This is a genomic window from Pseudoalteromonas sp. Angola-4 (assembly GCF_028599265.1).
Classification (GTDB): domain Bacteria; phylum Pseudomonadota; class Gammaproteobacteria; order Enterobacterales; family Alteromonadaceae; genus Pseudoalteromonas; species Pseudoalteromonas atlantica.
In genome coordinates this window covers 235,068-249,772 of record NZ_JAQREK010000003.1, presented here as the reverse complement: position 1 = coordinate 249,772, position 14,705 = coordinate 235,068, and the positions used below count along the sequence as shown (strand labels likewise).

The following is a 14,705-nucleotide window of genomic DNA, read 5'->3' as shown; positions in this document are numbered from 1 at the left end:
CACCGCAAAAATATGTGCAATAACGGCCACAATGATTATGGCTACTTTTTTTACCCCATTGAGCTTTAGCGAAGAGCAAACTGACTTTAAAAAAGTGGGCGAGGCGCGCATGGAATATTTATTTTGGGATGTTTACGATGCAACGTTATATACCCGCTCAGGGAGTTACAAACAGGGGGCGCACCCCGTTAAATTTACGCTCACCTATTTGCGAGACTTTGCAGCAAAAGACATTGTTAAAGCCACTAAAGAGCAATGGCAGCATTTAGGTAAAAGTGACTTATCTGCTAAGTATGCTGATAAATTGCTCACTCTTTGGCCAGACATTAAAAAAGGCGAGTCGTTAAGCTTACAAACATCACCAAGCGGTCAGGCTACTTTTTATCATAATGACAAAAAGTTAGGTGAAATTAGTAACTCGCAATTTGCCAATCAGTTTTTAGCTATTTGGCTAAGCCCAAACACCTCAGAGCCAGCACTTAGAAAACAATTATTAGGGATTTAACATGCGCAATATAAATAAATTTAAACAGTTATGTATTTTAATGGCCGCATTATTTTTAGTGAGCTGCTCCGCGCCAAAAGTAGAGCACTACAATAGCAGCAACCCAGAATTTGATTTTAAAGCGTTTTTTAGTGGCGATTTAAAAGCATACGGCGTTGTGCAAGATTATAAAGGCGAACTCACACGTAAACTTGTTGTCACTATGAATGCGCGCTGGGAAGGTAACGAGGGCGTTATAGAGGAAGATTTTGTGTATGACGATGGTGAAACACAAAAGCGTATTTGGTATGTCACCCTTAATGACGATAATCGCTTAATGGGACGTGCTGATGATGTGCTTGGCATTGCATCCGGTAAAAGCGCAGGCAGTGTGTTTCATTGGAACTACAATGTGGCCTTACCCTATGACGGTAGTACGCTTGAGGTGAATTTTGATGATTGGATGTACCTGGTTACACAATCGCGCTTGATAAACCGAACATCTATTGTTAAGTTTGGTGTCGAGGTTGGGGAAGTGACCTTAGTTATCGAAAAAATATAGAGCAGTGTGTTATTTAAAGTGTGCCTTTTGTGTACTTAAATTAAGTTTTAGTTAACCCAACACGCTGTATTTTACCGAGAATTATTAAAATTTTACGCATTTTCGAAGTATTTAAGCAAAAAATGCAATTTGCTGTTGCTAACTCCTTAAAAATGCATAAAGATAGGTTTTGCGAAGGCAAAATAATAACGAATAGGAATCTAACAATGAATAAAGCTCAATTAGTTGAAAAAATCGCTACTGATGCAGAAATCTCTAAAGCTGCTGCTACACGTGCACTTGACGCGTTTACTGGCGCTGTAACTTCTTCTTTAAAAGAAGGTAATTCAGTTGCATTAGTAGGTTTTGGTACTTTCTCAGTTAAAGAACGTGCAGCACGTACTGGCCGTAACCCACAAACGGGTGCTGAGATCCAAATCGCAGCGGCAACTATCCCAAGCTTTAAAGCAGGTAAAGGTCTTAAAGACCAAGTAAACCCTTAATTGGCGTTTTACAGAATTTTTTAAAAAAGAGCTATTTAGCTCTTTTTTTTTGCTCGTATTAAAGCAGTGAGCTTACCTAAGTTAAGCTTATTTCCACATGCCTAATTAGGGATTAATGCAGAGCGTTGTAAGGCAAGGCTTAGCATAAAAAATCCCTGCTAATTGCTTAGCAGGGATTTAATAAAAACGCTTAAGCTTTAATTAATTACGCTTTTAGTGCTTTGTCACCACGGCCGATCCCTACAGCACCAGAGCGCACCACTTCAATAATGTCGGTTTCATGGCGTAGGGTGTCTAAAAACGATTCTATTTTGTCTGTGCTGCTTACCAGTTGTAAGCTGTAGCTTTGGCGACCCATATCTAAAATAGCACCTTGGAACACATCTACCACGCGTGTAACAGCTGCACGTGTGGTTTCGTCTTGGGCAAATACTTTAACAAGTAATAATTCACGTTCGATGTGACTCATTTCGGTCAAATCAATAATTTTAAGTACATCAACTAATTTATTAACTTGTTTAGTAATTTGCTCAACGATTCTATCATCACCCATAGTGGTAATGGTGATACGTGACAGTGACTCATCATCAGTAGTGCCCACTGTTAAGCTATCTATGTTGTAGGCGCGCTGTGAAAAAAGCCCAACAATGCGAGATAAGGCTCCCGGTTCGTTTTCTAATAAAATAGATAATATACGACGCATTATGCTTTTACTCCTTTACGTAACCACATCTCATCAATGCCACCTAGTTTAATTTGCATTGGGTATACATGTTCTTTTTCATCTACGTTAATATCTAAAAATACCAAACGGTCGTTAATGCTCATGGCTTTATCTATAGCAGGTTGTAGCTCATCTAAAGTATCTACCTTTATGCCTACATGGCCATAGCTTTCAACAAGTTTTACAAAGTCAGGTAATGAGTCCATATATGAAGATGAATGGCGACCGCCGTAAATCATATCTTGCCATTGGCGTACCATGCCTAATGAGCGGTTATTTAGCGAAACCACTTTTACAGCCAAGTTGTATTGTAAACATGTTGATAGCTCTTGAATATTCATTTGAATAGAGCCATCGCCGGTTACACACACTGACTCTTTATCAGGAAAGGCAAGCTTAACACCCATAGCTGCTGGTAAGCCAAAGCCCATGGTGCCTAAGCCCCCTGAATTGATCCATTGGCGAGGGTTTTTAAATGGATAATATTGCGCTGCAAACATTTGGTGCTGACCCACATCAGAGCTTACATATGCGTCACCATTAGTGGCTTTATACACTGCTTCTATAACAGCTTGAGGCTTTATTTTGTCGCCATCGGTGTTGTAGCTTAGGCACTTTTGCTCGCGCCAGCTAATAATTTGTCGCCACCAATCCTCTTGTGCACTGCGATCAATTTGAATGCTACTTTTATCTATGCCGGCTTGCAGTTGCTCCATCACAGTGGCTAAACAGCCCACAACTGGAATGTGTGCTTTAATCGTTTTAGAAATAGAGGTCGGGTCTACATCTACGTGAACGATGGTTGCATTAGGGCAAAACTTTTTAACATTATTGGTTACACGATCATCAAAACGTGCTCCCAGTGCTAAAATTACATCGGCATTTGCCATGGCTTTATTGGCTTCAAGCGTACCGTGCATACCCAGCATACCCACGTAATTTGGGTGAATACCAGAAATACCGCCTAAACCCATTAACGTATTAGTGATAGGTGCATTGAGCGATTCAACTAAGCGGGTTAATTGCTCAGAGGTGTTAGATAAAATAATACCGCCGCCTGAGTATATAACCAGTTTTTTTGCTTCTAAAATTGCGGTAACCGCTTTGCGAATTTGTTTAGAGTGGCCCTTTGTATTTGGGCTGTAGGTTCTAAGCTCCGTTGTTTTAGGGAAGTTGTACTCAAACTTAATAGCAGGGTTAAGCATATCTTTTGGTAGCTCAACAACAACGGGTCCTGGGCGGCCAGTACTTGCAATATAAAACGCTTTTGCCAAAATAGCCGGAATTTCTTCAGCACTTCTGCAGTTAAAACTATGTTTTACAACCGGGCGAGAACAGCCAACAATGTCGGTTTCTTGGAATGCATCGTCACCAATTAAGCTAGTAGGTACTTGCCCCGATAATACCACCATCGGAATTGAGTCCATATAAGCGGTGGCAATACCTGTAATACAGTTAGTTGCGCCAGGGCCTGAGGTAGCAAGTACAACACCAACTTCGCCAGTAGCACGGGCATAACCGTCAGCCATATGGGTTGCGGCTTGTTCGTGACGCACTAAAATATGTTCAATGTCTTCTTGTTGAAAAAGTGCATCGTATAAATCTAAAACCGACCCACCTGGGTAGCCAAATATATACTTAACCTTCAACTCTTTTAATGCCTGAACAACTAGTTCAGAACCATTATATTCTTGTTTGCTCATCCTCATTCCTCTGTGCGCTGTTTATGCATAAAAAAACCCCCGCGTAGTGCGAGGGTTTTTAAAAAGCAATTTCACTTTTTAATACATCCCCGCTGGGCTTATCACTAAGACCACTACGAGTACGATTAAAAGGTGAAGTTGTTTTTTCATAATTGTCACTTTATAAAAAGCAAAATGCTGCTTTAGATTAAAAATTCTATATGGGGTTATTTTTAAGGGTTTTACGTGCTTATGTCAACCTTGAAAGGGCTGTTTTGGATTAAAATTTCAAATTAATTTATTTTCATACTAAAAAGTTGCACGCTATTTGTAGTTATATAAAAAATATGAAGAAATTATGCTAATTTTACCGAGTAACCATAATCGGTAAATAGGTGATTTGAGCGCTGTGCTTAATGCATATATTAGGTATGATAGAACAATAATTTATCTGGGGAAGATACAGTGAAAAAAATAATATGGCTTGGCTTATTTCTTTGCAGCCTAAATCTTAACGCAGCAAATACCAGTGCGCATGACCCAGGTATTATTAACAAACAAAGAATAGAGTATTGGTTAAATAAACGCGCTGATGCCCAACAAACCACTAACAAGCCAACGGTTGAAAGCTACTTAGCGAATACTGAACGGCTTAACCCTTCGCAGTTAAAACCTGTTTCTACTATGAAAGCCCGCTTAACCGCTAAGCAAGCCAATAAGCAGCTGCAATATGCAAGTGCGGCTAGTCCTAGCAACGCGCTAAATGAGGTTAAAGTACTGGCTATTTTAATTGATTTTCCTGATTTAAAGCACGATGATAATCAGTTAGTTGATGATGATACCGATATGTATTACGAAAATTATACAAAAGAGCATTACCAACAATTGCTTTTTAATGAGGGTGGGTTTATTGGTCCTAAGAATGAAACACATAGCAGCGTATACGATTTTTATTACGACGCATCAGGTGCTAGCTTAACTTTTAGCGGGCAAGTATATGGGTGGGTTAGGGCAGATAGTAATGCTAAAACCTATGGTGAGCGCGTAGGTAACACACGCGATATAAATGCCCCCGCACTGATAAAAGAAGCAGTAGAAAAAGCCACTGCACAATTTGATATTGATTTAACGCAATATGATTTAACAGATTTAGATGATATTGACGGCGATGGCATTATCAACGAGCCAAACGGCATTATCGACCATGTTATGGTTTTTCATTCCAGTATTGGTGAAGAATCCGGTGGAGGCTATTTAGGCGTTGATGCAATTTGGTCGCACCGCTACTACGTATTTGATGAAAACAGTGAGCCTGTCAGTATTGCCGGTAGTAGCGTTAAGTTATCGGGTTATACTATAAACCCAATAGATGCCAGCATAGGTGTCGTTGCGCATGAATTTGGTCACGACTTAGGTTTAGCAGATGAGTACGATTTACAGTCAAATACCGTGGGTGAGCCTGTATCGTCTTGGTCAATAATGTCTACTGGTAGCTGGGCTGGTGGGCCTAGGGGTTCACAGCCCGTTATGTTTAGTGCACAGGCGCTTGAGTATTTACAAAACAGATACCAAGGCAATTGGGTGAACCAGCTTAATTTAACCATGGAGGAAGTGAACAGCCAGCCTCAGCAGTCGCTAGTTTATACTAGCTCACTTTCTCAGCAGCAAAGCCAAATTAAAGTGACACTTGCGCAGCAGCTAGAAAAATTTAAAACCCCGGTTGAAGGTGATTTTCAATTTTACTCTGGTACAGGTAACAATCTAACACACACGCTCTCACAAACCGTGACCTTACCTGAGGCGGCTACACCACTGACTCTTAGCTTTTTAGCTTACTACAGTATTGAGCGCGATTATGACCTTGTACAAGTAAAGGTAAATCAAACTCCTTTAGCTGGTAATTATACAATCGAGACAAATCCTTATTATGGCGATATAGGCCCGTATATAACTGGTGATTCGTTTTTACATGCAGATGCGCAGCAACCTAATGGTTTTTTAATGCATGAGTTTGATTTAACACAATATGCAGGACAAACCATTACATTAAGTATTGAGTATATTACCGATACAAACACACAGTATTATGGTTTTGTAGCCGATGATTTAAAAATAACACATAACAATACTGTGATTTGGCAAAATAACGCAGAGCTGTCAGAGTCTACCTTAGCGTTAAATGGTTTTAGCCGCGTGAGTAGTTATATTTATGCTAAACCAGCCCACTACTATTTACAGCTACGTGCGCACAGAGGTGTGGATGCCGGCTTACAAGCAGAGCAATATTCACCGGGAGTTTTATTGTGGTATAGCAATAGTGCATTTGATAACAACAACACAACTGATCACCCAGGGGGTGGTTTTAATTTAGTGGTAGATGCGGATCAAAAGCCAATTTATCGCGGTACAGGTAGCACCACACTTGCAGATACACCTATACAAGTACGCGATGCTGCATTTAGTTTATATCAGCAAAGTGCAGGTTTAAGCGATCAAGACTTAGCTGCCATTAATGAGTTTAATGATCATTTTGATTACAGCTTTACGCAGCAGGCTGAATCAGGTGTGGTGCTTACTCCCCAAGGGTTTAACTTTGAAATAGTCAGCCAACACCCTGAAAGTGAAACAGCAGAGCTTTTGCTTAGCTATGATGCGCTACAACAAATAACCACAACAGTAAACGAGGCAACCGTTAGCTTTAATGTAGCCGGTTTAAAGTTAACCCCCACAGATACATTTTTATGGGATTTTGGTGATGGGCAATCGAGTACTGAGCTAAGTCCTACACATACCTATGCCGATTACGGCACCTACAGTGTTACCTTTTCGGCAATGGGTGAGACGACTACGCAAACACAAACTAAACAAATTACCATCACAAAGCCGCTAGAAATTGAAAATTTAACGTATCAGTTAAACGGTGCGGCTTTATCTGCTCAAGCAATCGTAACTGGCGGAGAAGCACCTTACAACATGAGTTGGCTTATAGATGGTGAACCCGTATCGCAAACTGAAAACCTAGATTACCAATTTAGCTACTCTGGAGATTACACCCTCGCGTTAATAGTAACTGATACGCAAGGGATAAGTGTTAGCCAACAACATGCTTTGAGTGTTAACTCACCGCTGCAATTAAGTACACGCCATACGGCAAATAACTTAGCGGTACAATTTAATAGCTCACCATTAGGTGGATCTGGTAATTATACATATAGCTGGGATTATGGCGATAGCAGCCCACTAGGTACAACGCAAAACCCAAGTCATAATTACCAAGGTGCAGGTAGTTATTCAGTAAAACTTGTGCTCACAGACAGTCAAACCAATGAAGTTATAAGTAGTGAGCTAACAGTCTCGGTACAAGAAGCGCAAAGTGAATCGTCATCAAGTGGTGGGGCAATAGGTTATTTCATTGCGCTATTAGTGATAAGTGGGTTTTATCGGCGTACCAGCAATAAAGTTTAATGATTTTGTGAAGTAATACCAATCGACTTAAATATCTAATAACTTAACACCAGTGGTATAAAAGGTGCTGCTCGCTGCATTAAAAATTCTATTTAAAATAAATAGCGTAGTTATGCCAAGTGATGTAATTAGCAAAGGTTAAAATACAAAAAAGCCAGCAATATGCTGGCTTTTTAGGCTTAAAACAAGATTAACCTTGTTAAATTATAAACGGTCGATTACTGATTGAGTGAAATCAGTTGTACCGTGGCTGCCGCCTAAATCACGTGTTGTGCGATCGCCTGATTTAATTACATCAGCTACTGCGCTGCGAATACGCTCAGCCGTGTCGCCCATATCTAAGTGCTCAAGCATTTGGATAGACGCTAAAATTACTGAAGTAGGGTTTGCTAGGTTTTTGCCAGCAATATCTGGTGCACTACCGTGAACGGCTTCAAAAATAGCAGCATCTTCACCAATGTTTGCACCTGGTGCCATACCTAAACCGCCAACTAAACCAGCACAAAGATCAGATAAAATGTCGCCAAATAAGTTAGTTGTTACTACAACGTCAAACTCTTCTGGTGTCATAACTAGCTTCATACATGTTGCGTCAACAATCATTTCAGTTGATTCAATTTGCGGGTAACGCTCAGCAACTTCACGTGCAACTTTTAAAAATAAGCCAGAGGTAGATTTTAAGATATTTGCTTTGTGTACTGCGGTTACTTTTTTACGGCCTTCACGTACTGCTAACTCGTAGGCAAAAGTGATGATTTTCTCAGCGCCTTCGCGAGTAATTACAGATTTAGCTTCTGCTTCGTTACCGTCTTCGCTTACTACTTGGCCTAAACCTGAGTACATACCTTGGGTATTTTCACGAATAGTAATGATATCGATATCATCGTAACGTGCTTTAGTACCAACAAAAGATTTAACAGGGCGTACGTTTGCGTATAAACCAAACTGCTTACGTAATGTTACGTTAATAGACGTAAAACCTTCACCTACTGGCGTCGTTAGTGGACCTTTAAGAGTGATTTTGTTTTTAGCGATTGTATCAATTGTTTCTTGAGGAAGTAGCTCGCCAGTTTTTTCTAGTGCAGCAAGGCCTGCATCAACAAATTCATAATCAAAATCGCAACCTGCGGCTTTTAATATTTCAAGTGCTGAGTCGATAATGCTCGGACCGATGCCGTCGCCTTTGATCACTGTGATGGTTTGTTTGGCCATTGACTTTTCCTTTAAAAGAATAAAAAACGCACATAAATTATTACTAATAATAGTAACTGCTTGTTAGGTCATTTATGTGACGTATGTGGATATATTTTGAGGGCGCATTTATACCAACTTATCGCCCATTTTGCCAGTTTATACTATAAATACAGGGTATAACCTGTGTTTATAGTCAGCATAAGTGACTTAAATGCTGTTATATAGCGATAAGCCTTGCAGTTGCGCAAAAAAATCATCCTCAGATTTAAAGCCTTGTGCTTTTAGCTGTGCATTTAAAGTTTGTTTTTGCCAAGGCGTTAAAGGCAGAGCGGGTTTAAAAATAGTTTGCGCCACGACCTTTAAACTAATCCATAATTTGTGCTGCTCGTTTAGCTCTTTTTTAGGTTGTTGTTCAGCATCGAGTAGGGGCTTGGTCCAAGGATTATCACTCAGTAGTTGTGTTAATTCTGTATTTAAATGTTCATTATTAATCGCTTCCACCCCAAAAAAGGCTGCTAATGGGGCACTATAAGTTTGGTTAGGCACGCTACTTATGGTTACTTTTGCACAGAGCTGTGCACTGCAATGGGTTAATAAATAATGTACGTAACCATAGATGGGCAAGGCTATATGTTCAAATTGCTGTTTTGGGTTATTACTTACCATTAAAGCTAAAATACTAATAAAGCTATTAAGTTTATTCAGTACGATGTGTTTGTGCGGATGATGTGATGTATCCACTAATTGCTCAAATATAACCCGCTGAATAATCGCCGGTGCATTATCGTAGCCGACCATCGACAAGCTATGGCGTAAGTCTTTGGCGGCTTGGTGCTGATTGTTATAGGGCCTGACTGCTTGGCAGAGCTTCTGTGTTATTTCACTAAAAGGGGCCAGTAACTTATCTAAGCCTTTAAAACTGTATTCATGCGCTACTTTTATATGACTTACTAATGCTATTAACTCGGCCTTTGAACTTATCTGCGCCGGGGCTTTACGTACCAGGTGCTCATTGTTCCAGGCTAAAAATAATACCCGTTTATCAGTACATAGCCATTGCATTGGTTGATCTTTAAGTGAGGTTTTAACCTTGTACCACGCCAGTTTTTTCTCATTATTGGCATTAATTAGTATATGCTTATTAGCCTCATCACTTGCTAGATAAACCATTGCTTGGTCGCTGTAAACAATTTTACTGCCTGGCAGGTGCGGGCCTATATGCGCTATTAAATCCTTAATTAACCTTTGCGCAAATGGGTTAGCTGTTTTGACATACAATTCACCCAAAGCTTTGTAAAAATTCAATGGGTTCTTTTTCGATGTATAGGTTATGTTCATCGCGATAATATTACTTAATGCGCACAAGGTTATGGCATTGTCATATAGCATTATGTCGCTAGTACTTAGTAACGCTTGCTTATACTTATTTAGTTTAGCCAACATACGCACGCTATTTTGAGTAGGGTGCTGTGCACTGAGCAACACTTTTGCTGCTAGCTGGTGGCGAAAACGCCATATTTTTTTATCGCTGAGTGTAAGCATTTGCTGCTGCGCAATTTTATTATGTTGCGCTACAACGCAGCAATGCTCTACCAATGCAACACCAATATAAAGGTCGGTTAGTTCGTCATCAAATTGCTGGCTAGCGCACAGTGCGGTGCTAATAACACATTGGTTAATAACGAGGTTTGTAGCAAAGTCGTAGTGGCTGGTGTACAAGCTTAAACGCGCTTGTAAAGCGTGCGGGTGTTGCTGATACAAAACGCGATAGTGCTGGGCTGTTTGTACAACAAGCGGATAAAGATGTTGCCACTGCGTTTTGTCACTATAAATTGTTAGTATTTGATGTGTGTTATGCAGTAACCGCACTAACTGTTTTGAAATAGGCTCATCCATTGGCCATCACCTGATCTTTTCCTGATAAGTTGTATAGGCGCTGGGGCCCCATAAAAATAACTCACCATTTTTAAATAATAAGCCGGTGCATTCATCCATCGTAGTTATGCCATCTGAAGTTTGGTGCTGAGTACGGTAAAAAACAATCTGCCATACTTGGTCTTTATTACGTTTGGCATAGGTTAAATCGGGGCTTCCTAAATAATCGAGTACACTGTTTAAGGTAACCGCCTCATCAATAGACAGCTTTCTTATGTAGCGCTCGTTAAAAGCCTCACGGTCTTGCCAAATCATTGCTTGCGGGTCATCTTTATAAAAGGTGATCACTAAAGTCGCAATGAGTGCATACAAGCCTAACCCTAATATTAAGTATCTTATAAACTTTTTAATCATTTTTAACTCACACTCGCAACAATACAGTGAGTATATGTTGTGCGCTTAAACAGTGCTATCAACATGCGACTAATGCAACCTTAACTGCTTTAAACTAAAGCCTAGCTGTATATCTGTACGCAAAGTTACTAATTGTTTAGAAATAACATACATGTCTTTTTGCTCAACTAGCTTTTTTTGAATACTGCTTGATAGGGCATCATCTTCTATGGCGCTATCTATGCTTTCGTAGGTATTTACAATAAGCTGAGCCGATTTAGTCCCTATACCTTTAACGCCGGGTACATCGTTAGTTTTATCGCCCGCTAAGGCCCAAAAATCAATAAGTTTACTTTGCTCAATACCAAAGCGCTGCTTAATGCTGTCGCAATCTAGGTAGCTCTTTTTAAAATAATCGTACACACAAATATAGTCGTTCAAAAAAGGTAAAAAACCCTTATCGGTAGAAACAATGGTACTGTTTATCTTATTTTTTGCAGCTTTGTCGGCTAAGGTGGCTATGATATCGTCGGCTTCATCGTTGAGCGGTTCAAATACAACGATACCCGTTAGCTCTATAGCTTCTTTAAAGTAGTGCAGCGCATTTTTAAGCGTGTCGGGCATGGGGGCCCTAGAGTGTTTATATTGCTTATAAAAGTGGTAGCGCCAGCTTTTGTCGCCATCAAAAACAGCTATAGCGTGAGTGGCATTTGTTGACTGTAAAAGCTTTTTGCAAGCATGTGCTACGCGCGCGCAACTGGCCTTTAGCATCTGCTCTTCACTATGGTGTGTTTGGTTAGCGTCAACTGCGTAAATGCGCCTAATTAAATTAAGCGCATCAATTAAAAGTAAATGGGGTTTCAAATAGTCAAACTCATGCTTTTATTTCATAACAAGGGATATACTTACTACCGGGTAACTTCATACGACCTTGGTCTACAAATGCTTGTAATAGTTTATCCATATCTTTCATTAAATCAGGCTCACCACTTAACACATAAGGTCCATGTGCTTTTATAGCGCGCAGGCCTTCATCTTTGACATTGCCAGCAACAATCCCCGAAAACGCTCTACGTAGGTTAGCTGCTAATTGCTGCTTGGGCTGTTCTAGGTGCAAATCTAAACTTGCCATGTTTTCGTGCGTAGGTGCAAAAGGTTGCTGAAAATCGTTATCGATTTTAAGTGTCCAGTTAAAGTAGTAGGCATCGCCTTGGCTTTTACGATAATTACGTACATTTGCCATAGCTGATTTTAATTTTTGCCCTACTAGCGCTGGATCATCAATGATTACTTCAAACTTATCAAGGGCTTCTTTGCCTAATGTCAGCTCTACAAACTTACATAACTCGCTAAAGTACGCTTCGCTTTCTTTAGGGCCGGTTAAAATAACAGGCAAACACTGTTTTTCGTTATCTGGGTGCAGCAAAATACCTAATAAATAAAGTAATTCTTCTGCAGTACCTGCACCACCTGGGAATATAATAATTGCATGCGCCGTTCTAATAAATGCTTCAAGGCGTTTTTCAATGTCGGGTAAAATTACCAGCTCATTTACAATAGGGTTTGGCGGCTCTGCGGCAATTATACTAGGCTCGGTTAAACCAAGATAACGGTTTTCACTAATACGTTGTTTAGCATGGCCAATAGTGGCACCTTTCATCGGGCCTTTCATTGCCCCTGGGCCGCAGCCAGTACATATATTTAAACCACGTAAGCCAAGCTCGTAACCTACTTGTTTTGTGTATTTATATTCTATTTCGTTAATTGAATGTCCACCCCAACACACAATCATATTTGGTTCGCTGTTAACACGCAGCGCGCCGGCGTTTCTAAGCATATCAAATACCATGTGGGTAATGGCTTTTTGTTCTTTAAGATCTTTTTCGTATTTTTGGCAAATAAATAAAATATCGCGGATCACCGAAAAAATATGCTCGTGAATACCGGTAATTATTTCGCCATCAACAAAGGCGGTTTCGGGAGGGTTTTCTAATTCAATTTTAATGCCGCGCTCGCGACTGACTAAACGAATATCAAAGTCTTGGTATTTGTCGTAAATTTCATTACTTGCGTCTGTGTGGCTGCCTACGTTAAGGACGGCTAAGGCACAGTTTCTAAAAAGTCGATAACGTTCACTGGCTGAAGATTGCTCTAATAAATCAACTTCCAATTGTGACAGCAAATCTAAAACCCCAGTCGGGTTTAACTGTATTAACATCGGCATTCTCCTTGCTACTTAAAATGTAAAAACTGCATGTCATCTACTTTAGCACTCAAACTAATTGAGAATTATGACATTATTTACTCATACAAAGGCGATCCCGACCCGTTTTCTTTGCTTCATAGAGGGCGTCATCTGCTCTGTCGAATGCTTTGAGCGGTGTATCGCCTTTTTTAAATTGTGTAGCGCCTAACGAAATGGTGATTTCTATTTCTTTTTCTCTAAATTTAAAAGGAATATTCTTAATCACTTTTCTTAGTTTTTCAAGCGGCTGCGCAGCGTGCGACAACGAAAGCCCAGGCATAAGTAGGACAAATTCTTCTCCGCCGTAGCGGGCTATAAAATCAGACTGCCTCACTGATCTTTGCAGCGCTTTTGCAATAACTTGTAAAGTTATATCGCCTGCAGTATGACCAAATCTATCATTAATTGACTTAAAGTGATCCACATCAATAACCACTAGGGTAACATCCGAGGCTTGAACATTAAATAAGTGAAGCTCGTGATTGTAACGTTCATCAAAAGCCGCTCTATTAGGAAGTTTTGTAAGGCTGTCGAGTAAACTTTTAAAGCGTTGCTCGTTTAGGCGTTTTTTATATTTAGTTAGTTTGCCTTCTAAGCTGCCAATTCGCTCGTTAATTTCATCAAAACTGGCAATCAGCGTTTCGCGGTCTTTTCTTTCTAGCTGCTCTTTAGCTATAAAGTCTTGGCTGAGGGATTTTAGCTCGTTATCAACTAATTCTTTTAAAGAGGAAATAGACGTAGCAGATTGGGTTTGCTCGTTTAAATGCTTTATTTTTCCTTCAATATGTTTATTTAGTGTATCGAACTCTTCACCCATTGATTTAGAGTGCTGGCTGGTAGATACAATTGATGAGTGCAACTCTTCTAATGTTTGGTTAAGCGAGACTAAAAAGCTTTGTGCCGATTGGCGCTCTTTACTGATATTTTTGACCACGACGCTTATTATATTTAAAGCAGCTTGCAGCAGGGCTTCTACATTATCGTTTTCGGTAATTGCATTTTTTATTTGTTTAATTTGTTCAGTCGATTCATCCTCTAACACCAGCTCATTTGCAAGCTCTAACAGCTTTTTAGCCATACGAGGAGAAGCATTGGTGCTTGTTTCATCCGTGGTTGAAAGCTTGCTATGCAAAGCATGGTGATAAAAGTTAATAAGCTGATTTAATATCGGGATGTAGTCGTGCGTAGACTGTACATTATTAATTTCGTGGTCGAGTAAATGTCTTAAGGTACGGCGGGTATCATCTGGTAAGCCTTTGGTTTTTTGTAAAAGCTTACCGGCTGTTTGTACGCTCGAAAACAGCTCTCGCTGATGGGCTGTTTGTAACGCCTCTTGGTTTTGCAGTAACAATAAAATGTCATCTATTAAAGGGGATAATATTTCAAACCCAACACCTTTATTTAGCGAACTTCTAAATTTGGCGAGTTTATTATCAAGCTCAATATCAAGCCCTTTACAGCTTAAAGACAATTTTGCAGTTAGATTTGATAAAGTATCAACTTGGAGCTTACGCGCATTTTCAATGGCTACCCTTGCTTCAATTGCTTGCTTTAACTTTTTATCTACAGCGTTAGAGTTTTCAGACACCTAAGCATACC

Annotated in this window: 12 protein-coding genes; 4 read left to right on the top strand and 8 right to left on the bottom strand. The window is 39.9% G+C overall.

Annotated elements, in window-relative coordinates; genetic code table 11:
- The first annotated feature begins 31 nt into the window (after window positions 1-31).
- The 3 genes from PSH48_RS05845 (at window position 32) to PSH48_RS05835 (ending at window position 1,528) form a co-directional block, all read left to right on the top strand.
- Window positions 32-505, top strand: coding sequence for a chalcone isomerase family protein (locus PSH48_RS05845; RefSeq protein ID WP_138611307.1), 474 nt, complete (start codon window positions 32-34; stop codon window positions 503-505).
- A 1-nt stretch (window position 506) separates the two neighbouring features.
- Window positions 507-1,046: a DUF3833 domain-containing protein gene (locus tag PSH48_RS05840; protein ID WP_138611301.1), complete on the top strand. Its 540-nt coding sequence runs from the start codon at window positions 507-509 to the stop codon at window positions 1,044-1,046.
- A gap of 206 nt (window positions 1,047-1,252) precedes the next feature.
- On the top strand, window positions 1,253-1,528 hold the full coding sequence (locus PSH48_RS05835; RefSeq protein WP_004586404.1) for an HU family DNA-binding protein: 276 nt from the start codon (window positions 1,253-1,255) through the stop codon (window positions 1,526-1,528).
- Window positions 1,529-1,733: 205 nt separating this feature from the next.
- Here the strand turns inward: PSH48_RS05835 and ilvN are convergent, their stop codons facing one another.
- Both ilvN and PSH48_RS05825 read right to left on the bottom strand, forming a co-directional pair.
- Window positions 1,734-2,231 (bottom strand): acetolactate synthase small subunit, encoded by a 498-nt coding sequence (gene ilvN, locus PSH48_RS05830; RefSeq protein WP_004586403.1) that lies wholly within the window; start codon window positions 2,229-2,231, stop codon window positions 1,734-1,736.
- A complete protein-coding gene (locus PSH48_RS05825; RefSeq protein ID WP_054981927.1) occupies window positions 2,231-3,955 on the bottom strand; it encodes an acetolactate synthase 3 large subunit in 1,725 nt (574 codons plus the stop codon). The genes ilvN and PSH48_RS05825 overlap by 1 nt, the downstream gene beginning before the upstream one ends.
- A 444-nt stretch (window positions 3,956-4,399) precedes the next feature.
- On the opposite strand from PSH48_RS05825, the gene PSH48_RS05820 reads away from it, so the two are divergent.
- Window positions 4,400-7,399, top strand: coding sequence for an immune inhibitor A domain-containing protein (locus PSH48_RS05820; RefSeq protein ID WP_273611104.1), 3,000 nt, complete (start codon window positions 4,400-4,402; stop codon window positions 7,397-7,399).
- A gap of 204 nt (window positions 7,400-7,603) precedes the next feature.
- Here PSH48_RS05820 and PSH48_RS05815 read toward each other — a convergent pair whose 3' ends face one another.
- From PSH48_RS05815 to PSH48_RS05790, 6 genes are all read right to left on the bottom strand, one after another.
- Window positions 7,604-8,611 (bottom strand): isocitrate dehydrogenase, encoded by a 1,008-nt coding sequence (locus PSH48_RS05815; protein ID WP_004586400.1) that lies wholly within the window; start codon window positions 8,609-8,611, stop codon window positions 7,604-7,606.
- Window positions 8,612-8,800: 189 nt separating this feature from the next.
- Complete coding sequence (locus tag PSH48_RS05810; RefSeq protein ID WP_138611303.1) at window positions 8,801-10,489, bottom strand: hypothetical protein; 1,689 nt, start codon at window positions 10,487-10,489, stop codon at window positions 8,801-8,803.
- Between the two features lie 6 nt (window positions 10,490-10,495).
- Window positions 10,496-10,882, bottom strand: a complete 387-nt coding sequence (locus tag PSH48_RS05805; protein WP_004586398.1) for a DUF3192 domain-containing protein — start codon at window positions 10,880-10,882, stop codon at window positions 10,496-10,498.
- A gap of 69 nt (window positions 10,883-10,951) precedes the next feature.
- Window positions 10,952-11,725 (bottom strand): flap endonuclease Xni, encoded by a 774-nt coding sequence (gene xni, locus PSH48_RS05800; RefSeq protein WP_273611103.1) that lies wholly within the window; start codon window positions 11,723-11,725, stop codon window positions 10,952-10,954.
- A gap of 10 nt (window positions 11,726-11,735) precedes the next feature.
- The gene (gene ppnN / locus PSH48_RS05795; protein ID WP_004586396.1) at window positions 11,736-13,079 is read right to left on the bottom strand and encodes a nucleotide 5'-monophosphate nucleosidase PpnN; all 1,344 of its coding nucleotides are present in this window, start codon (window positions 13,077-13,079) and stop codon (window positions 11,736-11,738) included.
- A 79-nt stretch (window positions 13,080-13,158) separates the two neighbouring features.
- A complete protein-coding gene (locus PSH48_RS05790; protein WP_273611102.1) occupies window positions 13,159-14,694 on the bottom strand; it encodes a GGDEF domain-containing protein in 1,536 nt (511 codons plus the stop codon).
- Window positions 14,695-14,705 lie beyond the last annotated feature (11 nt).